General features: G+C 58.5%; 29 protein-coding genes, 2 tRNA genes and 1 pseudogene. 12 read left to right on the top strand and 20 right to left on the bottom strand.

The features are described 5' to 3' along the window. Window positions 1–454: 454 nt before the first annotated feature. The 6 genes from HTZ84_RS05090 to HTZ84_RS05065 all read right to left on the bottom strand — a co-directional run bounded on the left by HTZ84_RS05090 (window position 455) and on the right by HTZ84_RS05065 (window position 4,727). Window positions 455–871, bottom strand: a complete 417-nt coding sequence (locus HTZ84_RS05090; RefSeq protein ID WP_174682530.1) for a hypothetical protein — start codon at window positions 869–871, stop codon at window positions 455–457. Between the two features lie 2 nt (window positions 872–873). After that, a complete protein-coding gene (locus tag HTZ84_RS05085; RefSeq protein ID WP_174679677.1) occupies window positions 874–2,976 on the bottom strand; it encodes a minichromosome maintenance protein MCM in 2,103 nt (700 codons plus the stop codon). Between the two features lie 200 nt (window positions 2,977–3,176). Further along, window positions 3,177–3,650: a hypothetical protein gene (locus HTZ84_RS05080; protein ID WP_174679676.1), complete on the bottom strand. Its 474-nt coding sequence runs from the start codon at window positions 3,648–3,650 to the stop codon at window positions 3,177–3,179. Next, window positions 3,643–3,819 carry a hypothetical protein gene (locus HTZ84_RS05075; RefSeq protein ID WP_174679675.1) on the bottom strand — a complete coding sequence of 59 codons (177 nt, stop codon included), beginning with the start codon at window positions 3,817–3,819 and terminating at the stop codon, window positions 3,643–3,645. Before HTZ84_RS05075 ends, HTZ84_RS05080 begins: the two co-directional genes overlap by 8 nt. A gap of 138 nt (window positions 3,820–3,957) precedes the next feature. Next, entirely contained in the window at window positions 3,958–4,431 is a 474-nt protein-coding gene (locus HTZ84_RS05070) for a hypothetical protein (RefSeq protein ID WP_174679674.1), read from the bottom strand. A gap of 144 nt (window positions 4,432–4,575) precedes the next feature. Then, window positions 4,576–4,727 (bottom strand) — tRNA-Met (locus HTZ84_RS05065). A gap of 121 nt (window positions 4,728–4,848) precedes the next feature. Here HTZ84_RS05065 and HTZ84_RS05060 point away from each other — a divergent pair. Continuing rightward, window positions 4,849–5,433, top strand: a pseudogene (locus HTZ84_RS05060) (RNA-guided endonuclease InsQ/TnpB family protein); the annotation flags it as partial. A 44-nt stretch (window positions 5,434–5,477) separates the two neighbouring features. Further along, the gene (locus HTZ84_RS05055; protein WP_174679673.1) at window positions 5,478–6,674 is read left to right on the top strand and encodes a DUF7115 domain-containing protein; all 1,197 of its coding nucleotides are present in this window, start codon (window positions 5,478–5,480) and stop codon (window positions 6,672–6,674) included. Between the two features lie 9 nt (window positions 6,675–6,683). Here the strand turns inward: HTZ84_RS05055 and HTZ84_RS05050 are convergent, their stop codons facing one another. Further along, window positions 6,684–7,082 (bottom strand): DUF5830 family protein, encoded by a 399-nt coding sequence (locus HTZ84_RS05050; protein ID WP_174679672.1) that lies wholly within the window; start codon window positions 7,080–7,082, stop codon window positions 6,684–6,686. Window positions 7,083–7,174: 92 nt separating this feature from the next. Here HTZ84_RS05050 and HTZ84_RS05045 point away from each other — a divergent pair, with 92 nt between their 5' ends. Beyond that, the gene (locus HTZ84_RS05045) at window positions 7,175–7,924 is read left to right on the top strand and encodes a VTT domain-containing protein (RefSeq protein WP_174679671.1); all 750 of its coding nucleotides are present in this window, start codon (window positions 7,175–7,177) and stop codon (window positions 7,922–7,924) included. A 3-nt stretch (window positions 7,925–7,927) separates the two neighbouring features. On the opposite strand, the gene HTZ84_RS05040 is transcribed toward HTZ84_RS05045, so the two are convergent. Together HTZ84_RS05040 and HTZ84_RS05035 are read right to left on the bottom strand one after the other, a co-directional pair. Beyond that, on the bottom strand, window positions 7,928–8,455 hold the full coding sequence (locus tag HTZ84_RS05040) for a response regulator (protein ID WP_174679670.1): 528 nt from the start codon (window positions 8,453–8,455) through the stop codon (window positions 7,928–7,930). Between the two features lie 135 nt (window positions 8,456–8,590). Further along, entirely contained in the window at window positions 8,591–8,782 is a 192-nt protein-coding gene (locus HTZ84_RS05035; protein ID WP_174679669.1) for an HVO_2523 family zinc finger protein, read from the bottom strand. A gap of 85 nt (window positions 8,783–8,867) precedes the next feature. Here HTZ84_RS05035 and HTZ84_RS05030 point away from each other — a divergent pair, with 85 nt between their 5' ends. Beyond that, a complete protein-coding gene (locus HTZ84_RS05030; RefSeq protein WP_254611708.1) occupies window positions 8,868–9,188 on the top strand; it encodes an MFS transporter in 321 nt (106 codons plus the stop codon). An 80-nt stretch (window positions 9,189–9,268) separates the two neighbouring features. Here the strand turns inward: HTZ84_RS05030 and HTZ84_RS05025 are convergent, their stop codons facing one another. Further along, window positions 9,269–12,397, bottom strand: coding sequence for an adenosylcobalamin-dependent ribonucleoside-diphosphate reductase (locus HTZ84_RS05025; RefSeq protein WP_174679668.1), 3,129 nt, complete (start codon window positions 12,395–12,397; stop codon window positions 9,269–9,271). Between the two features lie 432 nt (window positions 12,398–12,829). On the opposite strand from HTZ84_RS05025, the gene HTZ84_RS05020 reads away from it, so the two are divergent. After that, window positions 12,830–13,018, top strand: coding sequence for a hypothetical protein (locus tag HTZ84_RS05020; protein ID WP_049914527.1), 189 nt, complete (start codon window positions 12,830–12,832; stop codon window positions 13,016–13,018). Between the two features lie 161 nt (window positions 13,019–13,179). Here HTZ84_RS05020 and trpG read toward each other — a convergent pair whose 3' ends face one another. Genes trpG through trpD form a run of 4 tightly spaced genes read right to left on the bottom strand, consistent with a single transcriptional unit; the run spans window position 13,180 to window position 17,228 of the window. Then, a complete protein-coding gene (gene trpG, locus HTZ84_RS05015; RefSeq protein WP_394353293.1) occupies window positions 13,180–13,881 on the bottom strand; it encodes an anthranilate synthase component II in 702 nt (233 codons plus the stop codon). Window positions 13,882–13,886: 5 nt separating this feature from the next. Further along, window positions 13,887–15,539 carry an anthranilate synthase component I gene (gene trpE, locus HTZ84_RS05010; protein ID WP_174679666.1) on the bottom strand — a complete coding sequence of 551 codons (1,653 nt, stop codon included), beginning with the start codon at window positions 15,537–15,539 and terminating at the stop codon, window positions 13,887–13,889. Between the two features lie 25 nt (window positions 15,540–15,564). After that, on the bottom strand, window positions 15,565–16,215 hold the full coding sequence (locus HTZ84_RS05005; RefSeq protein ID WP_174679665.1) for a phosphoribosylanthranilate isomerase: 651 nt from the start codon (window positions 16,213–16,215) through the stop codon (window positions 15,565–15,567). After that, on the bottom strand, window positions 16,212–17,228 hold the full coding sequence (trpD, locus tag HTZ84_RS05000) for an anthranilate phosphoribosyltransferase (RefSeq protein ID WP_174679664.1): 1,017 nt from the start codon (window positions 17,226–17,228) through the stop codon (window positions 16,212–16,214). The genes HTZ84_RS05005 and trpD overlap by 4 nt, the downstream gene beginning before the upstream one ends. A gap of 183 nt (window positions 17,229–17,411) precedes the next feature. On the opposite strand from trpD, the gene HTZ84_RS04995 reads away from it, so the two are divergent. Continuing rightward, window positions 17,412–17,486: transfer RNA gene (locus tag HTZ84_RS04995), tRNA-Val, on the top strand. A gap of 348 nt (window positions 17,487–17,834) precedes the next feature. Here the strand turns inward: HTZ84_RS04995 and HTZ84_RS04990 are convergent. From HTZ84_RS04990 to HTZ84_RS04980, 3 genes are all read right to left on the bottom strand, one after another. Further along, window positions 17,835–18,734: a hypothetical protein gene (locus HTZ84_RS04990; RefSeq protein ID WP_174679663.1), complete on the bottom strand. Its 900-nt coding sequence runs from the start codon at window positions 18,732–18,734 to the stop codon at window positions 17,835–17,837. Window positions 18,735–19,865: 1,131 nt separating this feature from the next. Further along, complete coding sequence (locus tag HTZ84_RS04985; RefSeq protein WP_174679662.1) at window positions 19,866–20,363, bottom strand: hypothetical protein; 498 nt, start codon at window positions 20,361–20,363, stop codon at window positions 19,866–19,868. A gap of 129 nt (window positions 20,364–20,492) precedes the next feature. Then, window positions 20,493–21,158, bottom strand: a complete 666-nt coding sequence (locus HTZ84_RS04980; protein ID WP_174679661.1) for a site-specific integrase — start codon at window positions 21,156–21,158, stop codon at window positions 20,493–20,495. Window positions 21,159–21,499: 341 nt separating this feature from the next. On the opposite strand from HTZ84_RS04980, the gene HTZ84_RS04975 reads away from it, so the two are divergent. The 5 genes from HTZ84_RS04975 (at window position 21,500) to HTZ84_RS04955 (ending at window position 23,362) form a co-directional block, all read left to right on the top strand. After that, the gene (locus HTZ84_RS04975) at window positions 21,500–21,928 is read left to right on the top strand and encodes a hypothetical protein (protein WP_174679660.1); all 429 of its coding nucleotides are present in this window, start codon (window positions 21,500–21,502) and stop codon (window positions 21,926–21,928) included. Next, window positions 21,921–22,166 carry a hypothetical protein gene (locus HTZ84_RS04970; protein ID WP_174679659.1) on the top strand — a complete coding sequence of 82 codons (246 nt, stop codon included), beginning with the start codon at window positions 21,921–21,923 and terminating at the stop codon, window positions 22,164–22,166. The genes HTZ84_RS04975 and HTZ84_RS04970 overlap by 8 nt, the downstream gene beginning before the upstream one ends. Then, window positions 22,159–22,443 (top strand): hypothetical protein, encoded by a 285-nt coding sequence (locus HTZ84_RS04965; RefSeq protein ID WP_174679658.1) that lies wholly within the window; start codon window positions 22,159–22,161, stop codon window positions 22,441–22,443. The genes HTZ84_RS04970 and HTZ84_RS04965 overlap by 8 nt, the downstream gene beginning before the upstream one ends. Before the next feature lie 32 nt (window positions 22,444–22,475). Beyond that, window positions 22,476–22,724, top strand: coding sequence for a hypothetical protein (locus HTZ84_RS04960; protein WP_174679657.1), 249 nt, complete (start codon window positions 22,476–22,478; stop codon window positions 22,722–22,724). Window positions 22,725–22,915: 191 nt separating this feature from the next. Then, window positions 22,916–23,362, top strand: coding sequence for a hypothetical protein (locus tag HTZ84_RS04955; RefSeq protein ID WP_174679656.1), 447 nt, complete (start codon window positions 22,916–22,918; stop codon window positions 23,360–23,362). Between the two features lie 2 nt (window positions 23,363–23,364). Here HTZ84_RS04955 and HTZ84_RS04950 read toward each other — a convergent pair whose 3' ends face one another. Continuing rightward, on the bottom strand, window positions 23,365–23,805 hold the full coding sequence (locus HTZ84_RS04950; protein ID WP_174679655.1) for a recombinase family protein: 441 nt from the start codon (window positions 23,803–23,805) through the stop codon (window positions 23,365–23,367). A gap of 62 nt (window positions 23,806–23,867) precedes the next feature. Between HTZ84_RS04950 and HTZ84_RS04945 the strand changes: the two genes are divergently transcribed. Beyond that, complete coding sequence (locus HTZ84_RS04945) at window positions 23,868–24,746, top strand: hypothetical protein (protein ID WP_174679654.1); 879 nt, start codon at window positions 23,868–23,870, stop codon at window positions 24,744–24,746. Window positions 24,747–24,780: 34 nt separating this feature from the next. Here the strand turns inward: HTZ84_RS04945 and HTZ84_RS04940 are convergent, their stop codons facing one another. Both HTZ84_RS04940 and HTZ84_RS04935 read right to left on the bottom strand, forming a co-directional pair. After that, window positions 24,781–25,707 carry a hypothetical protein gene (locus tag HTZ84_RS04940; protein ID WP_174679653.1) on the bottom strand — a complete coding sequence of 309 codons (927 nt, stop codon included), beginning with the start codon at window positions 25,705–25,707 and terminating at the stop codon, window positions 24,781–24,783. 32 nt (window positions 25,708–25,739) lie between these two features. Next, a complete protein-coding gene (locus HTZ84_RS04935; RefSeq protein ID WP_174679652.1) occupies window positions 25,740–26,486 on the bottom strand; it encodes a hypothetical protein in 747 nt (248 codons plus the stop codon). Window positions 26,487–26,651 lie beyond the last annotated feature (165 nt).

The raw sequence follows: 26,651 nt of genomic DNA, 5'->3' as shown, positions 1-26,651 counted from the left end.
CTTTCGTTCGCGTGGAGCTTCCTGACTGTCGCGTTCCACAGAATGGACAGTACTGGCCGGCTGCCGTGAACGACTTCGAGCAGTCGCTGCAGGTCTGACTGTAGCTCATCGTTCACCCCGCTTGCGGTCAGTGTTCGTGTGTAGTGATCGACCACCTGTTGCTACTGCTGTGACACCCAGACGAGTTACTTCGCTTGTCCTCACGGCGTGCTTTTCTGTGGCGTTAGCCAATTCAGAGGCAATGAAGGGTGGAGAACAAACCCGACTCGTGGCAGCGTGCGAAGACTGCGGGTCGATGTATGCAGCCCTCAAGCGGTCGAACGGTGATATACGACCGATCGGGAATCGGAAGGGGTGTGCATCCTGTGATGGAACAGAGTTCAGGCCGCTCCCAGCGTTCTCGGACAAGGCTGAAGAAGCGAACGCCGACTGAACAGTACCGCCCGTAGAGTGTTCACTCATCGTCATCGCCCTCCGCCTGCTTACGCAGGTACTGGATCCGCTGGTTAGCCAGTCCGATCACATTCCGTCGCGGACTCTCGCGGTACGAGCGATTCGTTTCGATCTTCTCGATCAACGTCTCGGCGTCATCGATCCCCAGCCGGACGTCGCCGCGATTGTCCTCGACGCGGAACAGGTCGCCGTTCCGACGAGCGGCCGTAATCGCTCTATGGAGTTCCTCGAGGCCGTAGCTGCCGTGACCTGCGGCGTGGAGCGTGCCGATGACCGAGGACTGCTTCGCGAGGGGCGGCTGGACCCGACCGGTGTTGTAGTCGACGGCACGGATCAGCGCGTCGTAGACTTCCTTCGATCGCTTGCGTCGCTCTGCTTTGGTCTGGTCTTGCTGGTCGGGCTGTTTCTGCAGCGACATAGTCACACCAGCCTCCCGAGGTAGCGGATATGATCGGTCTGTGGCTCGATCGCCTCACCCTCCTGGAGGAACTTCTCCATGTCCGACTGGAGTTTGCTCGCTGCGTAGTTGTGGCCGAGGTCCTCCCGGACGTACTCAACGACGCTATCGCGTGGAACGCCGTTGCTGTATTCCTCCTCGAGGTCGTTGATGGCCTGGGCGACCGTCTTCCTTCGACTCCGCTGGTCTTTCGACTGACCGACCTCCTGGACATCCGCGTCGAGTTCGCCGTCTTCGTTCTTTCCGATGTCGTCCATCGAGCGGCCGACGATCTCGAGCACTTGGTTGACGTGGCGCTCGTGGATCTCATCGTAGAACTCGAGCTTCGCGAGCGCCTCGCAGACTCTCGTCAGCCCCTCGAGGCTCCGGAACGTGACCGGGATCGGCTCGTTCTCGTCGTAGTTGTACATCCCGCGGAGCTCAAGCCACTTGTCCCGCAGCTGGTGGCGGACGTCTTTTGAGGCGAACGGTGGCGTGGCGCGCTGGCGAGCGAGGGCGATCCACTTCTGGAGGATATTGCCTTCGACCGGCGGTTTGATCCGATCGACGTCGTCGTCCTCGAGGTCACCCCAGTCGCCGCGCTTGGCGGCGTCACGAGACGCGAGGATGTGATCGGCGATGTCCCGGTCTTCCTCTTCGTCAGGTTCGTCCCGCATCGTGAACACGAGGTCAAACCGGGAGATAAGCGCCGAGTCGAACGCGAACTGTTCCGGGACTGGTTCGTACGGGTTGAACCGTCCATCACGAGGGTTGCCCGCCGCCACGACCGAGGCCTCAGTCTGGAACGTAACGCTCTCGCCGGCGAGGTTTGCGCTGAACCGCTGCTTGCTCATCGGCTCGAGCATTCCCGCTCGCGTGTCGGGACTCATGTCGTCGAGTTCGTCGATGCAGACCGTCCCGCCGTTAGCCTTGACGAACGCGCCGGCTTTCATCACCCATTCGCCGTCGCCGAAGTCATCCTGTTCGGCAGCTGCGGTGAGCCCCGGAATCGTCGCTCGTTTCGATGAGACCCCGACTGTTCTCCAGCCGAGTTGCTGGGCCCGGTCGATCAGCTTCGACTTCGCAGTGCCGGGATCACCCAGAAGCAGGACATGGACGTCTGCCCGATCGGCATCGCCCGTCGGGTACTTGATCTGGCCACCGGAGACCAGCGCCAGGATCAGCGCTTTCTTCTCGATATCGTAGCCGTAGATCTTCGGCGCCAGTGACTCCGAGGCGACCTCGAGCGGCTGTCCTTCGGCGCCGTCGCTCAATTCGCGGATTCGCGTGCGCTCCCGACTGGTGACATCGAGGTCCTGCTGATCAGTCTCCTCGATCTCGATGTGGTCCCCAGTGAGATATGGCTCGAACTTGGGCTTCTTCTGCTTGCCAGACGTCTCCTGTTCGAAGTGGATCGTCCCGGAGACGACCACGCGATCGCCGATCGTCACCTTGCCAGCGAGATCATCTTCGACAAACGCGTCGAGCTTCTGGCCAGCGCCATCGGCGAGCTCCGGCGGCACCTTGACTCGGAGCTTCTGGGCGTCGACGAACTCCGACTGATCGAAGTTCACTCTGAACGGGCCCTGTCGTTCGCAGCCCTGGCACTCGTGGGGTTCCTGGAAGTTTCCGTCGGACTGCGGAACTCGAGTGAGGGTCCCGCAGAGCTCGCACTCGAAGGCTGCTTCCTCGATCTTCGGGTAGACGTCGGTCGCCTTCGTGATCTCACCACGGATCGACCGGTAGGTCCCGAGGTGTTCGGAGGGAGAGAACTCGCCCGGGTAGAACGTGTACTCCTCCGGGAGGTTCCCCACGCGGACGTGCGCGTCGAGAGTAATGTCGATCGAGAGGTCGAACATCCGCAGCGCTTCCTCGAAGTAGCGCCGCATCTGCTCCGGCGCCATGAGGTAGTCGTCGGCGACGTCTGGGTCGGAACGGTAGATGTCGTTCCAGTCGACCTCGAGGGAGCGCTGTTCGTTCGGATACTTCTGGGCGAGCTGCCCGATCTCGTCTTTGTAGTAGCGACGGTAGAACTCCGTCGCGAGGCGATCGGTGAGCGGTTCGTCTTCAGCTTGGGTTTGTGCCATGGATTGGTTTTCGTCAGAGACGCTTGGTTTTCGTCCGCGAATAAAACCGAATCGAGGCTTCCAGACGTCGAGAGACGGCGTCGGACGGCGTCGGATTCGGCATACCCGTCAGTAGCGGACAGTTATTTACACATACTACAACACCTAACTTTCACACTCTGAAAGTGGAGGTGGTATCCCTCGGTGGAATAAACTCATTGTTAGAGCACCCCCTCCGAATCCGTTTTCTTCGCGGACGAAAACGACGCTCCCGTTCTCGCCTCGCGTGCATCGACGGTCAGCTTCTTTCCCTTCCCAGTTGGGTTGTGGTACTCGAATCCTGGGGCGTTTGCCGCGAGCTTCATCAGCTTGTAGCAGTAGTCGGCGCTTGGCTCACCGTCGAAGACCTCCCACATGATCGCGTTGTAGTCGAGCGAGGCCTTCCCGTGACCGTCGACAGCGCGCTGGTAAGCATGCTCTCGGACACGGCCGACGCGTCCATCACGATCGAGACTATCGTAGGACTGCTGTTCGTCGATCTCTCGGTACCGTAACTCGAGTGCGGTCAACCGCTCTTTGAGGTCAAGGTTTTCCTCCTCGAGCTCCGCGACGTCGTCTTCGAGATCCGAGCAACGAGACATGGCTCGCTGAGCAACTTGAAGAGCGTCTTCTGGGGTGATGTCGGGCTCAGTCATCGGTCTCGCTCTCCAATGCCTGTATCTGGCCCTCGACGCCCTCTATTTGCGTCTCGAGGCTGACCATCTCCTCCCGGAGATTGCCGACTCTGGCCTCGAGTTCGACGCATTTTGCCAGTACGCGTTGCGAGAGTACCATCGCGTCAGCGGCGCTCGTGTCGCTACACATCGCCGACCACCTCGTAGCCCTCCGAACACTCAGAACAGACAGTCCGTCGGCCGTGCTCTGGGTGTCGGATCACGACGTCGGCATCAGACCGACAGCTCATCGCGCCACAGAACGGGCCAAACCCGCCAGTATCGGCGCTCACGACTGTCCACCTCCAGGAGTCTCAACAGGATCAAAGACGGCTGACCACGGGACCTGTCTGTACTGCTCGACGGTCTGACCGCCACGGCCGCAGTTCGTCCACCGTTCGTCGATCAGCTGATCGATGACCGACGCAGCAACGAACGACATCCGGAGGATGTACTCAGTCTCCGGATCGACGACCGAGAGGATGTACCAGCCGCTGGCGTCGACGAGGCGCTCGTGGTTCGCCCGCGAGATCCACCACTGGCCGCGACGCTGTCTCGAGTCGTACCGGGCCCAACAGGACTTACACTCGATCTGGTCGCCGGCGCCGACGGACTGGCTGCCCGTATCGAAGCTGTCGATCGCGACGAGATCATACCAGCCGTCGCGGTGATCTCGGTCGTCGGCAATGGATTCGAGGGGCCACTGGCGACAGCACTCATCTTCGATGTCGAGGCCGCGGTCGCGGTTGTCGGCCACGGACATCATGCCGATCCCCCCGTTGCTGGCGCTCGAGGACGCTGGAAACCGTTATCTGCTATAGAATTGGTACTACAGGAGTTCGAGTAATGACCGCAAACACCCGTCTTTTGGGGTGTTTTTACGCGGGCATGTAAAGAATTTGATGAGTGCCCGGGGAGGGCTCCGAACCCTCGATCTCCGCATGTCCCAGGTCCGAGGCTCGGCGGTCCTCGTGGGGGACACGGAGGCTTCCAAGGCGTACCGCACCGAATCTCTGAACCCTATGAGTGCGGCGCTATGTCCAGCTAAGCCACCCGGGCTCACTCTTCAGTTGTGCGCTGTGTTTCTTTAACCTTCTCATTCCCGTCCGCCCTGTAACGCCGACCCACGGATTTATACTGGATAGCGAGCCGAACACACGGTCCACCGTGGTCGAGGATGAAGATGACATTCAAGGAAGAGCGAACTGGCGAGCGGTTCGTCACGTTCAGTCTCGAAACCGACGGCGAACACATTCCAGAGAAATCCGCGCTGGACACGCTCAATGCGAGCGACAGCGTGGGCAGTGATCTCGGTATCCGGAACTACATCCCCACCAGCGACGGAAAGACCGTCGAGCAGCTTGACCTCAAAGGCGAATACGAGCGACTCCGCCGAGAGCAACGGAACCTCCCACGGAAAGAACACGGGTCGAGAAACTACGAGAAACAACGGAAGAAGGTCTCGAAGGCCAAGCGACACATCCGTCGAAAGGTGCTGGACTACCAGCACAAGTTGACGACGTGGCTCCTCAAAGAGTACGATGCCGTGTTCGTGGAAGACCGCAACGTTGCCGAAATGCTTCAGGGAGACGGGAATGCTCGGAACAAGCAAGACACGGCATGGCGACAGTTCAGCACGCCCCTCGAATACAAGGCCGAGTTGTACGGCAGACACGTCGTACAGGTTGAACCGCGAGGGACAACGAAGGAGTGCGCACAGAGTGGTATGGAAGTGGCGAAACCCATCTGGGTACGTGAACACTCTGCGCGGGGGAACATTCAAGACACGGCCTTCCCAACTACCCGCGCATGAGCGTTCCGGAAATCGTCCAATCTACTCTCAACGGCGACGAAATCGCGGCTCGAGTCTCTCTGGGCGGCGAAGACGAACTCTTCATCACGTCCTCGAGTTCCCTCGTCTACCGATCCGACGGCATCTTGAGCGACGAATCGATCGAGGAATACCCCCACGAGGCCGACCGGCTGACCCTCTCCGAGGGCCGGCGCAAGACGAAGTTCACCCTCGAGTACTCCCTCGAAGGGACCAAGGAGTTCACCGTCCCTTCGGACAAGACCGATGCGGTCTTGCATCCGGTCCTGGCCGGCGTGTTGAACGGCAACGGGATCACCGATCCCGGCGAGACGGTCGTCAAGACCTACCGTTTCAGCGAACTGACGCTGATCATCACCAGCGACCGTCTGGTCAAACACATCGGCGGGGCGGTCTGGGACGGCGACTACGAGGGCTACCACTTCGACGACGTGACGAAGCTCGCGTTCGAAGACGGGAGCGTCGCCACCCAGATCGTGCTCACGGTCGCCGGCCGCCCGGAGCGGATCAAAGCGCCCAACGAGGAGGCGAACGATCTCCGCGAGCGCCTCAAACGGGCCCTCTTCGAGTACCACGGCGTGACGTCGCTCGCGGAATTCAACGAGACGGTCGGCGTCGACGAGGACGGCGGCGACCGGGACGGCGGCGCGGTCGACTTCGGCGACGGCGTCGATCCGCTCGACGCCAACCCGCCCGAACCGGACGACCGAGAGACGGTCGCGGCGACCGAGGCGGCGGCCGACTCGGACGACTCCCAGTCTCAGTCCCAGCCGACCGATCCGCTCGCGGCCGCCGGCGAACCGCAGCAGTCACAGCGCACGCAACAGCAGTCCGCCCAGCAGTCGGCGCGCGCCACCGCGACCCAAGCCGACACTACGACCGACGACGTCGAGACGGCCTTCGACGGTGCGTCTGACGCACCGGTCGACGACGAACCGGTGCCCGAATCGACGCGGGACGACAGCGGGTTCGCCGCCGACGCGGCGGCCGAGTCCGCGTCCGCAGCGTCCGCCGCGACCGCCGAGAACGCCGAGAACGCCGCCGACTACGATCCGGCCGAACTCGCCGAACGGATCGACTCGCTCGAGGCGGCCGTCGAGGAACAGTCCGAACTCATCGAACGACAACAGGAGACGATCGAACAGCTGATCGCCGAACTCCGGCAGGGTCGCTGAGGCCTAGCCTCACCCGTCCCGTCCCGTCACCTTCCGAATACACGACGAGCCGAACGGCCCCAGTTCGCCGGCGTCGAGGTCGATGAAGTAGCCGGTCGACAGCCCCGACCCGCAGCGCCGGCAGGAGAACTCCCCTTCCTTCGTGATCACGTCACGATCGAAGCTGACGTACTGGCGGCTCTTCGGGCGGACGATGCCGTCGTCGCGCTCGATGATTCCCCGCAGTTCCGCCTCGTCGAGGATCGTCCGCGTCACCGCGGGGTCGCTGGTCACCATCTCGATCCGGTCGACGACGTCGGCCAGCGCGAGCGATTCGTGCTCGAGTCGCTCGAGCAACGCCAGCCCGCGTTCGACGCGGTCGTCGCTGGCGTCGGCTCCCGTCTCGACCCGACGTTCCTCCCGATCCATCGGTGAGTGGTGGTCCCTCCGACCGAATAAACGTTCTGTCCCGACCGCCCAGAGGCACAAAAGTTTCAACGCTCGGTGGGAAAATGCGATCGATGTCGTCCCCCTCGGTGCGAACGCGCGCGGTCGCCGCCGCGGTCGCGATCGGTGCGATCCTCTGTACGGGCGCGCTCGTCTCGCCGTCGGCGCTGCTCGCGACCGTCGAGTCGGTGTCGGCCGATCCGCTCCTGTTCGGTCTCGTCGTGGCCGGTCTCTACCTGGGACGGCCGCTGCTGGCCCTGCCGACGACGCCGCTGGCCGCCGTCGTCGGCTACGGCTACGGCGTCGCGGTCGGCGTTCCGGTGGCGCTGCTCGGCGTCGTGGTAACGGTCGTCCCCGTCTTCCTCGCCGTCCGCTGGATCGCCGTCGGCTCGCCCGACGACACCGGCGTGCAGCCTGCATCAATCTCTGCATCGGCTCCCGGCCCGTTCGGGTCGATCCTCGAGCGAGCCGGAACCGCCGTGGGGCGGTACTACGAGACGGCCGGCCCGGTCCGCGGCGTCGTCGCCTCGCGGCTGGCGCCGATCCCGTCGGACGTGGCGACCTGCGCGGCGGCGGTCAGCGACGTGCGACTCCGCCACCTCGTGATCGGGACGGCGATCGGCGAACTCCCCTGGACGATCGCCGCCGTCGTCGTCGGCGCGTCGGCGGCGACGGTCAGGACCGGCGGGATCGGCGACCTCGGAGCGGCGCTCACGCTCGCCTGTCTGGCGGCTGCGATCGCCCTGCTGGCCGCGCCGGCGTATCGACTCGTTCGGGGTCGAGGAGACCGAAGCCGAACGACCGGCCGACCGACGGACAGGTAACGATCAGCGGTCGCCGTCTTCGACCAGCGACTCGCTCATGTCTTTCAGGTCCGCTTCCAACTGCTGGTAGGCGTCGGTCTCCGCTAGCTCGTCCGGCGCGTGTTCGTCCTCGAGGGTCTCCATCTTGTTCGACAGAGCGGTGAGTTCGCGTCGGCCGTCGCCGCCGTACCGGGACTGGACCCGGAGGTTCTCGATAATCCGCGTCAGCTGCGCTCGAGAGACGGGTTTGGTGACGTAGTCGTCGATATCGAGCTCGACGATATCGAGTCCGGGATCGACCGCCGTGACCATGATCACCCAGCAGTCGTGGCCCGCGGCCCGGATTCGGTTGAGCACCTCGTCGCCGGTCAGATCGGGCATGTGTCGGTCGAGCAGGACGACGTCGACCGCCCCGCTCATCGCCTCGAGCGCCGAGCGGCCGTCGTAGGCGGTGCGAACCTCGTAATCCTCGCTCACCCACGTCGCATAGAGATCGGCCAGTTCGCGCTCGTCCTCGACGACGAGAATCGTCGGTTTCGTAGACGTAGACATACGGATCGTTCGTCCGAGACCACAGCGCGTCGTCTTGTAGCAGTTCCGGGCGACTCACGCCTCGAGTCGGGCGCCGAACCGGAGGTCCCGCGCTCATGGGAGGATCGGCCGTCGCTCCCGAACCGACGACTCGGCTCAGGTCCAGAACGTATCCGCACAGTCGAAGACGACGCCGTGTTGCGGGCAGACGTACTTGCAGTGGCGTTTGAACAGTTCGCCGTCGCAGTGCGGACAGGTCGGGCCGCTCGACCGGGCGGTCGCTCCGCCGCCGTCCGCGTCGGTCTCGGCCGCGTTCCCGGCGTCGGATTCGTCGCTGTCGGCTGCCATACGGATCCCATCGATCGGCCGGTGCTAAGTCCTGGCGGTCCGCTCGAGCGACGCCACCGGGGCCGTCCTCGGCGCCGCCCTCGGCGTGACGGACGTCGGCCTCGTCGGAACCGCGGTCGTCTTCGCCGTCATCGGCGTCACGTGGGCCGTCATCTCCGTCACGACGGGGACGATCGTCACCCAGCTCGCGCCGGCGTCGATCCGCGGCGAGGCGGTAGGGGCCTACAGCGCGCTCGTGGCCTTCGCCGGCGGGCTCGGCAGCGTCACCGGCGGCTGGCTCGCGGCCTCGAGTTGCGGCCTCGCTTTCCCCGTCGGGGGCGGGCTGGTACTTGAGGGGGCCGCCGTCGTCGGCCTGCTGTGGTACCGGACGACGACCGTCCCGGAGCCGGACCGGTCCGTCGCCTGATCGCTTCGAAAACGGCGGAAAACGCGTCGACGAGAAAAACGGTTCGAGACGATTCGGCCGATTTTAGCCGTTAGGACGGCTTAGCACTCGCTCCAGCCACAGGACTCGCAGGTCTTGCAGCCTTCGGAGAAGTACAGCGACATCGAGCCGCAGTCGGGACACTCGGGCGACTCGCCGGCCTCGATTAAGTCCTGCGTCGCGTCGTCTTCGGCGTCCCCGGCGCCGCCCTGAGCGGCCGCCGCGCCGCCGTCGGTCTTCGGCCCGTCGTACTCGATGGCGTCCGCGTCGGCGGACTCCTCGAGCGTCGCCTGCGTCGGGTACGGCTTATCGATCTCGTCCTCGAGGTAGCGGCGCATCGCGGTGCCGATGGCGTCCGGGATGGACTGGATCTGCTCGCCCTTGTCCCAGGCGACCTTCGGACTACGAGTACCGCAGAGTTCGTCGACGATCTCCTCGGGGTCGACGCCCGAGCGCAGCGAGGTCGAGATGACCTTCGCCAGCGCCTCGGTGAAGGAGTTCGTGAAGCCGCCCGAGTGGCCGATGTTGGCGAACAGCTCGAAGGGCTGGCCGGTCTCGGGGTCCTCGTTGATCGTCACGTAGACCTTCCCGTAGCCGGTGTCGATGCGCTGGCTGACGCCCTGCAGGGCGTCGGGGCGCTCGCGCTTCTCGGTGAAGTCGACCTGCACGGGCTCGGCGTCGTCCGCGTCGCCGGCCAGCGGCTCGACGTCCGTCTCGAGGACGTCCTGCACGTCCTCGTTCTCGAGGAACTCCTCGAAGCTGCCGAAGATCTCCTCGATCTGTTCGGCGAGGGCCTCGGCGGCCTCGGTCTCGTCGGCGAAGTCGGTGTTCTTCGCGCGCGTCGTCAGCACCTGCTTGCTGCGGGTGCCGTCGCGGTAGTAGGTGACGCCCTTGCCGCCGTGCTCGTAGATGTACTCGAAGACGTCCTTGGCGTCCTCGAGCGTGGAGTCGTTTGGCGCGTTGACGGTCTTCGAGATGGCGGAGTCGACGCCCTGCTGACAGGCGACCTGCACGCCGGCGTGCTCTTTCGCCGAGAGGTCGCCGGTCGTGACGAACAGTTCGCCGATGGCGTCCGGCACCGTCGAGAGCCCCTCGACGCCGTTGAACTGGTTGGTCGCCATCTGCTCCTGGGCCTCCTCCTTGACGGCGTCGACGTCGATGTCGTTGTCCTCCAGCACGCGGAGGAAGTAGTCGTCGAACTCGACCAGCATCTCGTCGCCCTGGACGTCGTCGGAGACGTTCTTGTAGTAGGCGACGTTGTAGATCGGTTCACAGCCGCCGGTGGTGTTGCCGACCATCGAGGTCGTGCCCGTCGGCGCGATGGTCGTCGTGTTGTGGTTCCGGATCGAGAACCCGTCTTCCCACTCGTCGGCGTCGAGGCCGGTCTGCTTCTCGAACCACTCGCGGTACTCGGTCGGGTTCGCGTACTTGGAGTTGTCCCACTCGTCGAAGCTGCCGCGCTCCTCGGCGAGCTCGTGGGAGGTCCACTTCGAAGTGTGGTTGATGTGGCGCATGAGCTGGCGCGCGACCTCGTTGGAGGCCTCGCTGCCGTACTCCATGCCGAGCTGGATGTACAGCTGGGCCAGCCCCATGATGCCCAGGCCGATCTTGCGCATCTCCCGGACCTTCTGCTCGATCTTCTCGACCGGGAAGTCCGACATCGTGACGACGTTCTCGAGGAACCGCGTCCCCATCTCGATGCGGCGATCGAACTCCTCGAAGTCGACGGCGTCCGCGAGGAAGGCGTCGACGGCGTCCTCGAGCGAGTCGTACTCGTCGCCGTGCTCGTCGTACCAGACGCGCCAGTCGGGCGCCTCCAGATCCGCGAGCGTCGAGAGGTTGATGTGGCCGAGGTTACAGGCCTCGTACTCCTCTAGGGGCTGCTCGCCGCAGGGGTTCGTCGCGAGGATGCGGTGGTCGGGGTGTTTCTCGACGTCGAAGGAGTGCTGTTTGTTGACGCGCTCGAGGTAGATGACGCCGGGTTCGCCGTTCTCGTGGGCGCCCTCGACGATGTCGTCCCACAGCTCTTCTGCGGGAATCGACAGCGCCTCGCCGACCTCGACGTGCTCGCCGAGACCGAACATGTCGTAGAGTTCCTTCGTCTCTTCCGTCGCGATGTGGGGCTCGCCCGTTCGAGGGTTGGTGAACGTGAACTCCTCGCCGTTCTGCAGCGCCTCCATGAAGCCGTCGGTGATACCGACGGAGATGTTGAAGTTCGAGAGGTGGCCCTCGACGGCGTTCCGGAGGTGTTTGGGGACCTTGCCCTCGTCGTCGATGAGTTCGCGGGCCTCGTCGAGCGCCTCCTGGAAGGAGTTGTGCGTGAAGTCGTCGGGGTCGTTCAGACGCAGCGTCTCGGCCAGCGAGACGTCCTTGTTCTTGGCGTGGATGAACTGGATGACGTCCGGGTGGGAGACGCGCATGACGCCCATCTGTGCGCCCCGTCGGGCGCCGCCCTGGGCGATCGTCTCGCACATCTGGTCGTACGTGCGCATGAACGTGATCGGGCCGCTGGCGATGCCGCCGGTCGAGCCGACCGCGTCGCCGTAGGGGCGAAGCTGCCAGAAGGCGTAGCCCATGCCGCCGCCGCTCTGGAAGACCTGGGCGGCCTCTTTGGCGGTCTGGTGGATGTCGTCGATGTCGTCGTCGGGAGAGTCGACGAAACACGCCGAGAGCTGCTGGAGTTCGTCGCCCGCGTTCATCAGGGTCGGCGAGTTCGGCATGAAGTCGAGGTTCTCCATCATGCCCTGGAACTCGTCGGCGACGTCCTCGACGTGGGCGCGGATCTCGTCGGGGAGTTCGGGGACGACGGTGTCGTAGGCGAACTTGTTGACGTTGTAGATAGAGAGCGTCGTCTCGGCGTCGTCTTCTGCAGTGGTACCCGCGCCGAACACCTCCGCGGCGAGTTCGTCGCGCCGCGGGTGGTCGGGCTTGAGCTGATCGGGCGTGACCGTAATCTCGACGTCGCGCTTGCGCGCTTCGAAGACGGCCTCGGCGAGGGCGATGTTCTTGCCGACGCGGTCGAAGAGGTCCTCCTGATCTTCGATGAGTTCCCCGTCGGCGTCCTTGCGCAGGTATCGCGCGGGCAGAATGTTGTGGTAGGCGTTGCCGGTCAGGCGCTCCTCGAGCGTGTCGCCGTCGGTGCGCTTGATCGGGAGGGTCAGATCCTCCGCGGAGAGTTCCGATTCGCTCATGCGCGGGTCACCTCGTAGTTCCCCGGCCGCGGGGTGGCGATTCTAGCGTGGGTCCGAGTGCTGGCTCGCATCATTCGTGACGAAGGTTCGGTAGACATCGGTCCATCTTAAAACGTGGTGTTGTTGTCCTACTTTTCTTGTATTAGGACAAATTCAGTTGGATAGATGTCTCTGGGGTCCTTTCGTATCCTATCGTTTCGGGTTCGAACACGGCTACTCGAGACGGCCGTAACCGTGGCTATCAACACCTACAACGCCGACGGTCTTAACGATTTTCAGAGCGTCCTGAAAGTAGTCTTCAGCGGGTATATTCACCGCGCTGTCGTGTGGTTTCGGGTTCCAAACCGACCGCTCGGCGCTTCGAAGAGTCACGGGAGCGATTCGTTCATTCTATCCGGAAAGATTACGTCCCTGCAATACGCAGGAGTTCCCATGGTCGAACCATTGACCTCGTCGACCGTTCTGCTCGTGCTGGCGGGTCTGGCCGCGCTGGCGGTCGCCGTCGTCGCAATCAAAATCGCGATCAAACTGGCGATCCGCGTCGGTATCGTCTCCGCTATCGTCCTCGCCGGCCTCTACACGGCCGGCGTCACCGACCTGTCGTTCCTGCCGTTCTTCTAACTCGGTATTGACACGGTCCGTAGGTATCGCGTCGAAGCGAGAGCTTCAGCCGGTGTATCGTCAGTTCTGTCTCGACGCTGCTGGGCCTCGAGATGCCCGTCGCTCTCTCGGGTTCGAACTCGGTAACCCGATACTACGTTCGGCCCGCTCGAGGAGACGGTTCAGCCGTCGATCGACTCGAGGAAGTTCTCGATCACGTCGTGACCGACCGCCGTGAGCACGCTCTCGGGGTGGAACTGCACGGCCTCGATCGGATGCTCGCGGTGGCGGACCCCCATCACGAGCGTCTCGCCGTCGTTCTGTGGCTCCGCCGCAGAGCCAGCGGAACGGTGTTCCGTGCTGTGTTCCGCCGTCGCAGTGACGTCGAAACAGTCTGGCACCTCGGTCGCGATCAGCGAGTGATACCGGCCGGCGCGAAGGCCCTGTTCGAGGCCCGCGAAGACTCCCTCGCCGTCGTGGTCGACGGCGGAGGCCTTGCCGTGGATCGGCGCCGGCGCCCGGCCGACGGTGCCGCCGTACTCGTAGACGGCCGCCTCGAGGCCGAGACAGACGCCCAGCGTCGGCACCTCGGGACTCACCTCTCGGAGCACGTCCATCGTGACGCCGACGTCGCGGTCGTTCTTCGGGTGGCCCGGTCCCGGACTGACGATGATCGCGTCGGGGTCGACCGCGCGGACGTCCTCGAGCGAGGCGGTGTTCTTCAGCACCGCGGTTTCGGTGCCCTCGTGCTGGCTGACGTACTCGACTAAGTTGTACGTAAAGGAGTCGTAGTTGTCGACGAACAGCACCGTCAGCGGCTCCGCCTCGCCGCCCGCGTCCGACCCCTCGGTTTCGGCCGCGTCGGCGGACCGCTCGTCGTCCATCGTACTCATCGGCTCACCTCCGGCGAGGACTCGAGTTCGTCGCCGGCCTCGTCGTCCTCGATCGCCTCGAGGGCAGCGAGGACGCCGCCCATCTTCTTCTCGGTCTCCTCGTACTCGGCGGTCGGATCGCTGTCGGCGACCAGGCCGGCGCCGGCGCGGACGGTGATCCGATCCCGGTCTCCTTCGTCCTCTACGGTGGCGGTCCGGATCACGATCGCGAAGTCCGCGTCGCCACACCACGAGTAGTAGCCGACGCCGCCGCCGTACAGTCCCCGCGGGTCACGTTCCAGATCGTCGATGATCTCCATCGCTCGGATCTTCGGCGCGCCGGAGAGGGTGCCGGCGGGGAACGAGGCTCGCGTCGCGTCGAACGCGTCCGCGTCGCTCGCGAGGTCGCCCGTCACCGTCGACTCGATGTGCTGGACGTGGCTGTACTTGAGCACGTTCATGAACTCGTCGACCCGCACGGTGCCGGCCTCCGAGACGCGGCGCACGTCGTTTCGCGCCAGATCGACCAGCATCGTGTGCTCGGCCCGCTCCTTCTCGTCGGCCAGCATCTCGCCGGCCAGTCGGCGGTCCTCGACGGGACTCGAGCCCCGGTCGCACGTCCCCGCGATGGGATTCGACATGACCTCGCGCCCGCGCACGGAGACCAGCGTCTCGGGGCTCGCGCCGACGACGGTCAGATCGTCGTGCTCGAGCAGGTACATGTACGGCGACGGGTTGACGTCGCGCATCGCCTCGTAGAAGCCGAGGGGGTCGACGTCGCCGTACAGTTCGCGCGTCCGCGAGACGACGCCCTGGTAGATGTCGCCGTCGAGGACGTGTTCCTTGGCCCGGCGGACGCTCTCCTCGTACTCGTCTTTCGGCCCGACGACCTCGTCCTCCCGGACGAACCCGCCGGTCTCCGGCGCCGACGCGGCCCGCAGCGTTTCCGCGACGGCTTCGGCCTCCTCGAGGACGGCGTCGTAGACCGCGTCGGGGTCGTCGTCGGCCTCGACGATCGGCGTGCAGTCCAGCGAGACCGTCCCGTCGCGCTCGTCGAACGCGAGCGTCTTCGTCGTCAGAACGAATTCGGCGTCCGGGAACCGCGACTCGGGGCGCTCGCGGCCGACCTCCTCGAGCCAGAGGTCGTAGACGGCGTCGTAGGCCAGAAAGCCGACCAGCCCGCCGGTCAGGTGCTGGCGGTCGTGTTCGGGCGGGTTCGCGAAGCGGACGTCCGGCATCGCCGCCCGGAGCGCGTCGACGGTGTCGCCCTCGGGATCGGTCCCGATCAGCTCCCGCGGCGCGTCGTCCGTGAGTCGCTCGACCGTCGTCTCCTCGGGGTCGACCGTGACGACGGCATCGGGGTCGTAGCCGACGTAGGAGTAGCGCGCGTGGCGATCCGCGTCCGCCGAACTCGGTCGGAAGGCGCCGTCCGGGTCGCTCGAGGCGGTCTTTTCGGCGCTCTCGAGCAGGAAGGCGTACGGCGATCGCTCCCGGTCGCTCGAGGCCGAGCGGCCGGTGAGAGCGGCGTAGGCCTCGAGGGGCGTCGTCTCCACGTCGAGGGTCGCGACGGCGCGGACGACGACCGGGTCCTCGTCCTCGCCCGCGTGCTCGCGGAACGTCTCCCGATCGATGTCGAGCGTCGGCGATACGTCGGTGTCGGCGTCAGTCATAAGTGTGGGAGTCGGTCACGGGTGATCACGGCTCCGCCGTTCGGCGGGCGTTCTTGGCTTGATCGACGAACGATCGGACGGCCCCCGGGTCCTTGACGCCGCCCTCGGCCTCGACGCCGCTGGCGACGTCGACCGCGAACGGTTCGACCGTCCGGACGGCGTCCGCGACGTTGTCGGGCGTGAGTCCGCCCGCCAGGATCAGCGGTGATTCGAGGTCCGCGGTCGCCACCCGCGTCTGGTCCCAGTCGTGGGTCTCGCCGGTGCCGCCGCCGCCGTCCGCGGCCGGCGTGTCGACGAGGAGGCCGTCGACCACGTCGTCGTAGGTCTCGGCGCGGACCGCGTCGTCGGCGTCGACGGCGAGCAGGAGTTTCGCGTCGACGTTCGCGCGCAGGTACGCCAGATCGCCGAGTCGAATGCTCCCGTGGAACTGGATCGCGTCGGGTTCGATCTCGTCGGCCAGTTCGATCGCGCGCTCGGGGCCGGACGGCATCGTCACGAGGACGGTCGTCACGAACGGCGGCGCGGCGTCGACGAGTTCGCGGGCGCGCTCGACCGCGACCTCCCGCGGGGTGTCGACGGAGACGTCGCAGATGATCCCGAGCGCGTCGGCGCCGGCCGCGACGGCCGTCTCGAGGTCGTCCTCGTTTGTCAGCCCGCAGATCTTCACCCGCGTCATCGTCCCTCGGGTTCGGCCACTTCGCCCCGGAGGTGGTCGAGTTTCGTCGCGGCGTCGCCGGACTCGATCGCCTCGCGGGCGGCGTCGGCGCCGGCCGCGAGCGAGTCGGCTTCGCCGGCGACGTAGATCGCCGCGCCGGCGTTCGCGAGGATGACGTCCCGTTTCGCACCCGTGACATCGCCCTCGACGATGCCGCGCATGTCGGCGGCGTTCTCCGCGGGCGAACCGCCCGAGATGTCCGCGATGTCGTGTTCTTCGAGGCCGAGGTCGGCGGGCTCGAGGGCGTACTCCTCGACGTCTGCGCCCGTCACTTCGGCGGCGACGGTCTCGCCGTGGATGGCGATCTCGTCGGTGCCCGCGCCGTGGACGACCAGCGCGCGCTCGACGTCCATCCGCGAGAGGGCGTCCGCGAGGACGGGCACCAGGTCGGGGTCGTAGACGCCGACGACCTGCGCGTTCGCGCCGGCGGGGTTCGTCAGCGGGCCGAGGACGTTGAAGATCGTCCGCATGCCGAGTTCCTTGCGCGGGCCGATGACGGCCTTCATCGCGGGGTGGAACACCGGCGCGAGCATGAAGCCGATGCCGTCGCGTTCGATCGCTTCCTCGACCGCGGGGGGCTCGGCCTCGACGTCGACGCCGACTTCCTCCAGGACGTCCGCGCTGCCCGACGACGACGAGACGGAGTAGTTACCGTGTTTGGCGACCGGGACGCCGGCGCCCGCGGCGACGATCGCGCTGGTCGTCGAGACGTTGATCGTATCGTAGTCGTCCCCGCCCGTCCCGCAGGTATCGACCAGCGGCTCGCGGTCCGGCGTGATCGTTCTGGCCGCGTTGCGCATTCCTTCGGCGAAGCCGGCGATTTCGGCTTCCGTCTCGCCTTTCGCTCGTAACGCCGCCAGCAGCGCGCCGATCTGCGCCTCCGTCGCGCCCTCGAAAACGGCCGTCGAGGCCGCTCGAGCGTCTTCCTGTGTGAGATCCTCGCCCTCGGTCACCCGTTCGACGTACTCCTGCATAGTGAACACCAATGTACGTAGTTGTCTTGTAATGCTCAAATGAGTACATCGACTTAAGCGTGTCGGAGGTCATCGTGCGGTGGAGTCGCGTACGGCGTCCGATTCGAAACCTTCAATTACGGTGGCCGGCAACGATTGAGTGCAGGCGAGGTGGCGACGGACGCCACGCAAGCGAAACCAGGCGGGTTGGTGGTCTAGTCTGGTTATGACACCTCCTTGACATGGAGGAGGCCGGCAGTTCAAATCTGCCCCAACCCATTTCCCCCGCACCGCTACCATAAGGAATCCAGATTCGGGTTCCTTCTTGCGATTTTCCGCGTAGCGACGTATTGATCTCGGAGTTGACTTCACGTGGAGTAGCGACGGTCGTGTTCTATCAGGCTACTGTCCCGTGGTTCAGCTACAAGGAGATCGGGCAAATCCTTAACATTTGTCTTCGATAAGTAGGTCCGGTCAGGCCTGCCTGCCGAGTCGCTCTTGATGGATTCCACATCTATAGGCATCCCGCGTCCTGTCGGACGCGGCGGGCGCATGGCCCGCGATGATAGTTTGTCGCACCGGCTGAAGACTACTGTCCCGAATAACGCAAGAGAAGAGAAACCCGGCTTACTGAACCGGTTCAGCGTCCATCAACTCACCCATCTCACCATCCACTTCATCCGCCATCTCAACATCCATCCCGTTCACATCAATACCCACCTCATCCGTCACCATCTCAATCACTTCCTTCAATTCATCTTCAACCGCATCCCGCTCTTCATCAGTCAATACACCAGCCCCCATGTCTACATCCATCCACGCATTATACTCATCAACAGTCTTATCCAAATATTCCTTGATGTCATCACTATCTGCATCATCATCTTCCATCATCTCAACTATTTCATCCTTCAGTGTTGTCCTGATCATACCATCAGGCCCCAACTGTGACTTAAGGTCTTTATGCAGATGCTTGGGATGTGTATAATACATTGGATTACTCTCTACAGGATGCGGAATCAAGTTATCCAACACATCCTCAAAATAATCCTTCTTCTCTATCGTTGAATCCTGTACACCCAGCACATCCTTACACATCTCTCGAACGTGATCACGTGGAAGTTGTTTGGAATCATACCGAATGATAGCAGTCACTACAGCCTTCTTCGCCTCAACCGTCTGCGGCAGTGAATCGATATGATCAGGATTCACTTCGTGATTCGGATTCATTGGCTGGATTTCGCGAAGAACGTCTGTGGAAAGCGTCACTCCTTCCGATTCAGGATCATACTCTCCCAGTGGATCACCGGATTCATCGGGAACAACATAGCCGTCAACAGCCATTTCAACTGCTTCAACGACATCCACTTCGTGATACTCAGCAATCTGCTGTACTTTGTCGTTAGCCGCTAATTCGAGTAGGCCACGAAGACCGTCAGACTTGTTCTTGTACTGTTCTTCGATTACTTCTTCTGCGTCACGACTCTCCTCGGTGGAGAGTGTGAATGATACGTTGTCAGACACCATTGTTTTGCTTACACATCAAGATAGACAGGGGGTTAGTTAAAAAGTATCGGAGATTTAACGAATCCTAATAGAGTTAGAGGCAATTCTAATAGAGGATACAGGGTCTGTACTCTGAGAATATAGGGAGTAGAACGGTTTTAGGGATGGAACCTCGAAAAACTATACTATACGAAGGAGTTAGAGAAAAGGTAGGCAGGGGTGATTTTTCTGGAGATAGAGAACCTGAGAATACGAATTGTCCGCATTTCCCTGAAACCCGTGATTTCGGGAAGTAGAGAAGCCAACGACATCATCTTACGTAGTAAGATAATGCGTTTGGGGATACCCCTATCATACTATAGGTACTATAGGGTCTTAAACATTTCGGATTCAGGTTAGTTAGTGTTAATTGAGAAAAGGAGAAAGAAAGCAAGTGAACCAAACAGCACTCCCAATCCTGTTGACAAGGACAATCCCAATCCTAATTTAGCCAAGATCGCCGTTCTCATCGTAACCAAAGCAACTCTTTCCCGGTTAGTGCGGTTCTCTGTCTTTCTGGGAAATTTGAGGGGGGCACTCCATTTTTCTGAGTACATCGTATAGTATAGTTTCTCGGAACCCAATCCCAATATCGTTTCTAAATCCTGTTATCGTAGAGTAGAAAGCCTATACCCTCTATTAGAATTGTCTCTAACTCTATTAGGATTCGTTAATTCCCTGAAAAACAGATTCCCGAAATGGGAATCAGTGGCGTCTGACAACGCATTCTTATCTAGGTACTGGTAGGTCTTAAACCCTTCCTGTCTTTCGGATGGGCACGGAGGATGGGACGTAAGTTGCGTCCCGACACCGTGCGAAGGACCATGGTTGCCCAGTGATACTCTCGTGTCCGTGCCCAAATCCTGTTTAATCGTTCTTCATCTTCATTCCATCGTTCGGAGGGCGACACTTGAAACAGTGGAGTGTGGGGGTAGTGGTTAAATGAGGTGGCATTGCCTCTGACTGGCTGAAGACAATTGGTTGTGGCAGTCATGGCAATGGTAGTGCTGCATCAAATCGTAGTCAGGGAATGGGGCTGGTGATTCGTTAAGATGGGATGGTTCGTCTCCGCATTGAGCGCATTCGTCTTCCGATCCCATCATCAATACGTCGTCACTCATCGGAATCACCCGGTGTTTCGGTTACTTCATACAGAGAGTCCTCATTCCCGAACTTGTATCCGGTATCTTCAACGACTAATCCGACTTCTTCGCCTTCGGCGAACCAGACCGAATCACTCACTACTAAATGGCTGTTCACTTCCCCGAATGGTAGGTATTGATCGAGTAGTGATGGTTTGCCGTCCGGCCAGATCACAATCATGTATTTGCCGGAGATGAAGTTCTTCATCGAGGTATCTGTGGCAAGTTCTTCGATGAAGTATTTCGTCTGTTTCGCTGGTGGAATGATTTGTGCGACTTCCCCACTCACAACTTTATTCGTGGAATCGTTTCTGATTCGCTGGATTTCTTCTTCTGATAGGCTCTGAATGGTTTCTTGGATGATGTGGGGGAGTGCGGCTTGTAGTTCGGCGTGTTCCTGTGCGATTTCTTCGAGCCGGTTGTTGGTTTTATTCAGTTCTTCTGCTTCTAATTTCTCAATATTAGTCATCAATATTACTTGGTGATATGCTAGTTAAAGGGTTTCGGGGCTGTCATTTTTGCTTTCGAGTAAACTCGTAGGTTTACTGGTTTACTGTCCAGAAAACCAGCCAAGAAGAACTCACGAAATCTGGTGTGTCTATTCCAACCCAACTCGCTCAAGTTCCTGAGCCATCGCCTTCTCCGTTGGTTCGCTCAGATACGGTTCAATCGCTCTGAATGACGACCAGCCGCCCCATTCCATGACGTGCCGAGGATTCGTACCTAACTCGACCAGATGGCGTTGTGCATATCGTCGCCGGAGATCGTGACAGGAGAGATATTCCCAGTCACTGTTCCCGGTTTCTTCAGCCATGCGTTCCGAGATTCGGTCAATTCGGTATCGAATTGCTTCGTCTGAAATATCGAAGATTTCAGTGTCATCATCGACATCGTTTGGTCGGATTCCTTTCGTTGCCATCACGTTGCGAATTGCCTTGGCAACACGATCTGGAAGGTAGGCATTCCGCCGTTTCTTGACTTCGGCACTTTGATCACCAGTGTCCTTTCCGAAGACCTCGATATAGCGCACGTTGTGAACGTCCGTGTAGACACTTGTAGCCCGTGCGTGAGCGATTTCTTCTCGACGGAGGCCTGCATATCCTCCGAGTTCGAGAATTGCCCTATCTTCCGCGATACGTTCTGTCATTTCCTCGACTTCCGGGTTCTCTCGTGTGTCGGCGCAGTCGAGGAGCTGTTCAAATTCTTTGTCGCTGAAGATGACCTTCTTTGCTGATGAGTCGTTTCTATGATCTTTCAGTCTCATTGTTTCTACACACTTTTACTAAGACAATCCTGTAGGAAAAAGGTTACTACTGAGTAATATCACTTACTAATACGCCGATTTTCGAGGGTCTGAGTAGTTCGGGTAGAATCGCTTTACAGACTATTACCTAATTATCTGTAGAAATCAAAGCGTCGGGGGTGTCAGTGAGAGTCTACGCTATATCTATAGATATAGCGTAAGTTCTCGAACCCTCCAGTTCTACAGTAAAGTTCCAAACTCCATTAATTCTAAGACCCCCTACAAGAAATATTTATATGAAGTCTGATAGGACAGCCTTGAAGCAAACCATGTCCAAGATTCAGGCAACGGAGAATCAAACTATGAACCGAAATACAACCATTGCAGAAGCAGAGGAACCGAATACAGTAACACTCGCAGAACTACTCGCGGCCAACATCAAGCGAGAACTTCACCGGCTCAATCCCGAAGCAACTGAAGACATCAATGTGAATGCAAAGACTGGGCAGAAGTCACGCTCAGACCCTGTTCAGCCCGTACTCGAACTTGATATTCGGGGCGAGAAGGGCGATGAATTGGTGCGTGATGTTGTTGTCTCGTGCGATGTTCCGTGTGCAGTGGATTTCCGGGCACGCAAGCGGTCAACAGCGCAGATGAAGTACAACTTCATCAGCCTGATCAGCACGGACAACATCATGGAGTTAATCGAATTTCTGGAGGAACAGGAAGGTGAAATCGGGGAGATTGACTACGAGATCGGCACCGGAGTCGAGGTGATTCGCAATGAGTAAAGTTCGCTACGTGGCGTTCTACGACGACCCTGAAGCCGGTGAAAATGAAGTTCTGACCCGATACGTTCCCGATAAGCCTCGTGATGTTGTCCATCTCATGAATTGGGATACTGAAGTGATGCGGGAATGTGAATTGATCGGGTACGGTTCGTTAGGTGACTGGACAACACTTGAAGAGGCAGAAGAACGGGCTGATGAAATCGCTGAAGAAGTGTTCGGAGGTGATGACGATGAGTGAAGTACTCGCGGAGACAGCGATCCAGAGCCTTTGCGAAGTGCATAACCGCAAAGCACCTTCCAGTTCGATGTCAGTGGAGATCGGTGCTTCGGGGAATCTTACTGTCTCAGGTAAGTTGCCATCGTGGTTGCTGGGTAGTGGGTATATCGCGTCGTATCAGCAGGATATGGGCGGGATGACGTGTGAGGTCGTCATTGCTCGAAAGGACATCCCACAATTCTTGGCTCATCTGCGGGCGATTCTGCGTGGCCTCGACAACCGGGGTGGTAAGCGATGAAGGGTGTTTGGATTTGGATAGCGGATTACTCCGTGAAAGACGAAACATCTGGCAGTCTTGCCTTTGGAGATCGTGATAAGGCGATGGATTGGGTTGAATATCAAGCTAGTCTCACAGGAAATGAGTGGGAAAAAGTAGAGAAGAATCACTACGAAATCTGTTGGAGTAGCGATGATAGAGCAATCGCCCATGGAACTGTGAGGGCTGTTCGGATCAGTAATCCAGCAGTCCTTCTTCATGAAACTGATTGCCCTCCAAAGAATCGGGGTGATAAGCGATGAATCGGAAGTGTCCGTCGTGTAACCGGCAGACAATGGTATCATCCCTGATCAAGCATCGTGGGGAACCACAGGCAGCAAAGTGCTGTATGGGCGACGGCTGTCGATATACCCTGATTCCCTCGCAGTAACCCGGTTGTTTTTCGCGGTGTTGTTCCCAGAATAGTTTTCACTGGACAGACTAATCAACAGGTATGAAAATCGAGACTCCTGTCGAGCAGTTCACTGAGAAACTGGATGCAGAAGGTGTTGAAGTGCGTAATGACGGAAGGGTGGTTGCGTCTGCAACACTTGATTCACGGATCAATATCATCGCTCTTGGCGTATGTGATGATGTTGAATATATGAATGATACCGATGGAGACATCTGGCAACTAATCATCTATCACGGCGATTCTGGAGACATCTACATGGATGGCAGTGACAACATCATCATCTTGTCTTCCGACAACAATGATGCAGAGCCGTTCGATGAGTTGTTAGAGTGGTTTGACTGGATTGATACCCCGTTTTCCGATGTTCTGACGGATGATGACGCGAGTGTTGACCCTGAAGATATTGAGTGGGACTGGAATCCTGATACAGTAGAGGTTCTTTCTGATGCAACTCGGTTGACGGAGTGGAACCCGGATACTCTATAGAATCAGTATCTCCCGGTGTACTTTCCTTTGAGTCCATGCAGATTGTGTCGTTCGACTGCTTTATCGAATCCTGAATCCCATTCAAAGTGCGGGAGCAGCTGGCCGTCCATTTCATCATCGAATACAGAGTACCGGACTGTGATGTTGTGGTAGGACACCAGAAATAGGAATATAGCCATTAGTCCGCCATCGTTAGATGGGAACGTATCGTGATCAGTAGTCACGATTACGTCGTACTGAGTCATAGCAAGGTCTTCCAATAATTGTTGGAACTTTGTGCGTTCCATTTCGTCAATGTTGTTATCGATGTAGATTGTCGGGTCAGGGTCAGTGGTTGCGTCTTTGCATCCCTCAATGTATTTTTCGTAGAAGGATTCGTTTGGGGGTTGCATGTAGATCGCCGCTATTTCCACATCCTCTTGTTCGTCTTCTTGTTCGGTCATATGGAGCGTTCGTTGGCTGGTAAACTTGTAAGTTTACTTGTCTGAAAACCAGTCTCATTACCTTGGGTAAAAGAAAAGAGGAATCAGAATTGTTGGTAAATATGGCTATCTCACAGATACGATCTCAAATCGGTGATTTCCTCGAAAACAATTCGATCATCACCGTTGCCGCATTCGTAGTTGTCATACTTTATACCGCCTCTATTCTGCCGCTGGCATATTTTCTATCGACACAAACTGGATTAGACTTCGTAGACGCAGTTACTATCTTCTCTCCAGTTGGAACTATTCTCGTTTCTGTGTTGCTGGCAGTGCTGTACTTCGGGATGCTACGTTTGCAATCCCAGCAAGTCGAAATCATGGAAGAGCAGGCAGGATGGGCCGAAGCCGCTAATTCTCCGGCGATTATTATTGAAAGGTGGTATCCAGATGGTGACGAAGTGGTGTTCTACCTTCGCAATGAGGGGAACGCTCACGTCGAAGAGATGAACCTCATAGCAGATTTGGAGATAACAGACAAAATAACTGGTGAGACGGTGGAACATTATCGGAGTACAGCAATTTTGGGTAAGAAGGATTCGGAAGGGTTTGAATCGCACTTTATGCCTGCTCAGACTTCAGACTACATAGAGTATAAGGCAGGTGTGATGTTTTATCGGAATCTTCTCGGTGGGGATGAGTCAGCGGGATTCCGGTTATCGAAAATCGAGGCTCTACTGGGTGATCTGCTGGAGGACCGAAGCACGGTTCTTCCGTGTGAACTTACGTTGAAACTGGAGAGTGTTGCTCCGGGTGAGAACGTGTCTGAACGAGAGTTTTGGAGGACTTCCTTTGGGGTGTTTGAGGAGAAGAATCTGGAAGAAGTGATTGACGAAGGGAAGAAAGAAGATGGGTTATATCATGTTCAGCCCGAGCCAGAGTCACATGAATACCAAATCTGACTGTTTGGAAACATCATATAGCCAAGAAAACTATTCAACTCTCTCCGGTATCATCTGCTTCTTCAACATGGATTATTGAATCAACCTCCCAGAGGTCCCCCATATGGTTCTTAATATGGACAGGAGGCTCCACATTCATCCTATTATAGAACTCCTCTACAAATTCAAATGCGCTCTCAATGCACCACTTTGAGCAATCATAACTCAGATATGATCTTGGAAACGGAAGGTCTGTTCCAATGGGATTCTTCTCGAACTTTCCTTCTAATGATTTTGCAAAACTTGGTCCCTCGCCGAAATCAATCCACTCTACTTGAGCATGAACTAGACGATTTCGCCATTGCTTCACTAAGTATGTACTCTGATATGGTTCACTCCCATGATCAAAAGGATTATTACCCGAAAAAGAGAGCAAATATTGATATTTCTTTAGTACTGGGAGACGCTCAAAATCCTGATCCTCAATTTTGTCAAATTTCGTCAGCAGATCATAGAAATCGTCGTTTTGAACAGCGATTTTCTCTCTATCTCTATCAAAAGCCAATTCGTTAGATTCCTCTGCTATATCCAAGTGAGTATCATAGAACTCGTTGACCACGGCTTCTAAAAAAGAAACTGTACTGGTTACAGAGTTCACTACGTATATGTCATGTCGGTTTCCAATGGGGATTCGAGTATCTAATCGTGGTTCATCCTCTTCTGGGTCAGTCTTCCCAACAAGATGCTTTTCAATTCTTTTGACTTCATCCGCGAAGAAGAGAGCCGAATTAATATGAATATTTGAGGTTTTGTATCGAATTTTGTTGAAGTCATCTAGGGAATTGACAAAATCCGGCACGCCAGATTCGTCTTCAGGGACCCTTTCGCTTGATAGGCGACCTTCTGCCGGGAAGGAATATATCGGGATACTAACGTTGTATTCAGATTTCTCGTCTTCTCCGTTGTCTTCTTGTTCGGTCATATGATGGTTGCTTAGATGGTAAACTTGTAAGTTTACTTGTCTTCTTTAGCAGGAGTAACTAGTCTGGAAGCACGACCCAATATCAATTCACTAACAGAGATGTCCTGCTTTCCATAATAAACCTCCAGATATGCTCTAAAGAGCGTAATATCCCTGTATCGTGCATATCGATAGACACCAATATGGAACTTCCATTCTACCATTCTTTTCACCCATGCTCTGATTCTTTGCTTAAACACATTCAGAATAGGAAGGATTCTGTATAGAGAGAGGATGGAAACCGAAAAACCATACAATAATGCTCCAAGCCCGATTACTGTGAAGGATGAGACGATTAGCGTGAATATATTTGCAAAAATTAACTCATCGAAATCATATACCTGCCCAGAGTAGATTTCTTCAGAAATGAATGTGGCGATGCTAATAAACCCAGCTCCTGCTAAGAACATAGCGGGACCAAAAATCACATCGCTCAAAGCTTCTGCCCATCCATTTTCTTCTTTGTTAAAAAACTGCACCCCCATTTTGAACGCAAATAGACCGGGAAGGATCAAGGAAACAGTAACAATCACAGCAACTGTTTCACTAAACACCCAGTCAACAAACATACTCCCTTCATCACTTCCAATGAGTTCAGATATTACTGCAACAATCAATATAATGGTGAAAAGTACAGAAAAAGATAGCAAGAACACACCCAACTTCATCGACTTTTTCGAGGCCTTTACTACTTCATCAGCAGATGGTTTGACCCCTCCAATAATTTCAGCTAATCCCATTGACTCTCATTATTGAGACAAGTTACATCAGTGTTACTAACTGTCATTAGGAATTACTTGTTGTTAGTCATAGATGAAGCCGTGAACGGAGTCGGTCGGATCGAGATGCCTTCAGTTTCCTCCAGACTGTTTCTTTGATTCGGCCCTGTGATACAGCCTTGAAAT

It is taken from the genome of Haloterrigena gelatinilytica (genome assembly GCF_013342145.1).
Taxonomy (GTDB): domain Archaea; phylum Halobacteriota; class Halobacteria; order Halobacteriales; family Natrialbaceae; genus Haloterrigena; species Haloterrigena gelatinilytica.
This window is presented reverse-complemented; position numbering and strand designations above follow the sequence as displayed.

Bases quoted from the DNA above. Each gene is read 5' to 3' on its own strand.
- HTZ84_RS04970 (WP_174679659.1), top strand. From the start codon at position 21,921: ATGAGTAAAGTTCGCTACGTGGCGTTCTACGACGACCCTGAAGCCGGT.
- HTZ84_RS05085 (WP_174679677.1), bottom strand. From the start codon at position 2,976: ATGGCACAAACCCAAGCTGAAGACGAACCGCTCACCGATCGCCTCGCG.
- HTZ84_RS04965 (WP_174679658.1), top strand. From the start codon at position 22,159: ATGAGTGAAGTACTCGCGGAGACAGCGATCCAGAGCCTTTGCGAAGTG.
- HTZ84_RS05005 (WP_174679665.1), bottom strand. From the start codon at position 16,215: ATGACGCGGGTGAAGATCTGCGGGCTGACAAACGAGGACGACCTCGAG.
- HTZ84_RS04980 (WP_174679661.1), bottom strand. From the start codon at position 21,158: ATGAGACTGAAAGATCATAGAAACGACTCATCAGCAAAGAAGGTCATC.
- trpG (WP_394353293.1), bottom strand. From the start codon at position 13,881: ATGGACGACGAGCGGTCCGCCGACGCGGCCGAAACCGAGGGGTCGGAC.
- HTZ84_RS04955 (WP_174679656.1), top strand. From the start codon at position 22,916: ATGAAAATCGAGACTCCTGTCGAGCAGTTCACTGAGAAACTGGATGCA.
- HTZ84_RS05090 (WP_174682530.1), bottom strand. From the start codon at position 871: ATGTCGCTGCAGAAACAGCCCGACCAGCAAGACCAGACCAAAGCAGAG.
- HTZ84_RS05035 (WP_174679669.1), bottom strand. From the start codon at position 8,782: ATGGCAGCCGACAGCGACGAATCCGACGCCGGGAACGCGGCCGAGACC.
- trpE (WP_174679666.1), bottom strand. From the start codon at position 15,539: ATGACTGACGCCGACACCGACGTATCGCCGACGCTCGACATCGATCGG.
- HTZ84_RS05025 (WP_174679668.1), bottom strand. From the start codon at position 12,397: ATGAGCGAATCGGAACTCTCCGCGGAGGATCTGACCCTCCCGATCAAG.
- HTZ84_RS05040 (WP_174679670.1), bottom strand. From the start codon at position 8,455: ATGTCTACGTCTACGAAACCGACGATTCTCGTCGTCGAGGACGAGCGC.
- HTZ84_RS04950 (WP_174679655.1), bottom strand. From the start codon at position 23,805: ATGACCGAACAAGAAGACGAACAAGAGGATGTGGAAATAGCGGCGATC.
- HTZ84_RS04975 (WP_174679660.1), top strand. From the start codon at position 21,500: ATGAACCGAAATACAACCATTGCAGAAGCAGAGGAACCGAATACAGTA.
- HTZ84_RS05050 (WP_174679672.1), bottom strand. From the start codon at position 7,082: ATGGATCGGGAGGAACGTCGGGTCGAGACGGGAGCCGACGCCAGCGAC.
- HTZ84_RS05020 (WP_049914527.1), top strand. From the start codon at position 12,830: ATGGTCGAACCATTGACCTCGTCGACCGTTCTGCTCGTGCTGGCGGGT.
- HTZ84_RS05075 (WP_174679675.1), bottom strand. From the start codon at position 3,819: ATGTGTAGCGACACGAGCGCCGCTGACGCGATGGTACTCTCGCAACGC.
- HTZ84_RS04985 (WP_174679662.1), bottom strand. From the start codon at position 20,363: ATGACTAATATTGAGAAATTAGAAGCAGAAGAACTGAATAAAACCAAC.
- HTZ84_RS05080 (WP_174679676.1), bottom strand. From the start codon at position 3,650: ATGACTGAGCCCGACATCACCCCAGAAGACGCTCTTCAAGTTGCTCAG.
- HTZ84_RS04935 (WP_174679652.1), bottom strand. From the start codon at position 26,486: ATGGGATTAGCTGAAATTATTGGAGGGGTCAAACCATCTGCTGATGAA.
- trpD (WP_174679664.1), bottom strand. From the start codon at position 17,228: ATGCAGGAGTACGTCGAACGGGTGACCGAGGGCGAGGATCTCACACAG.
- HTZ84_RS05070 (WP_174679674.1), bottom strand. From the start codon at position 4,431: ATGTCCGTGGCCGACAACCGCGACCGCGGCCTCGACATCGAAGATGAG.
- HTZ84_RS05045 (WP_174679671.1), top strand. From the start codon at position 7,175: ATGTCGTCCCCCTCGGTGCGAACGCGCGCGGTCGCCGCCGCGGTCGCG.
- HTZ84_RS05055 (WP_174679673.1), top strand. From the start codon at position 5,478: ATGAGCGTTCCGGAAATCGTCCAATCTACTCTCAACGGCGACGAAATC.
- HTZ84_RS04990 (WP_174679663.1), bottom strand. From the start codon at position 18,734: ATGGTGTCTGACAACGTATCATTCACACTCTCCACCGAGGAGAGTCGT.
- HTZ84_RS04940 (WP_174679653.1), bottom strand. From the start codon at position 25,707: ATGACCGAACAAGAAGACAACGGAGAAGACGAGAAATCTGAATACAAC.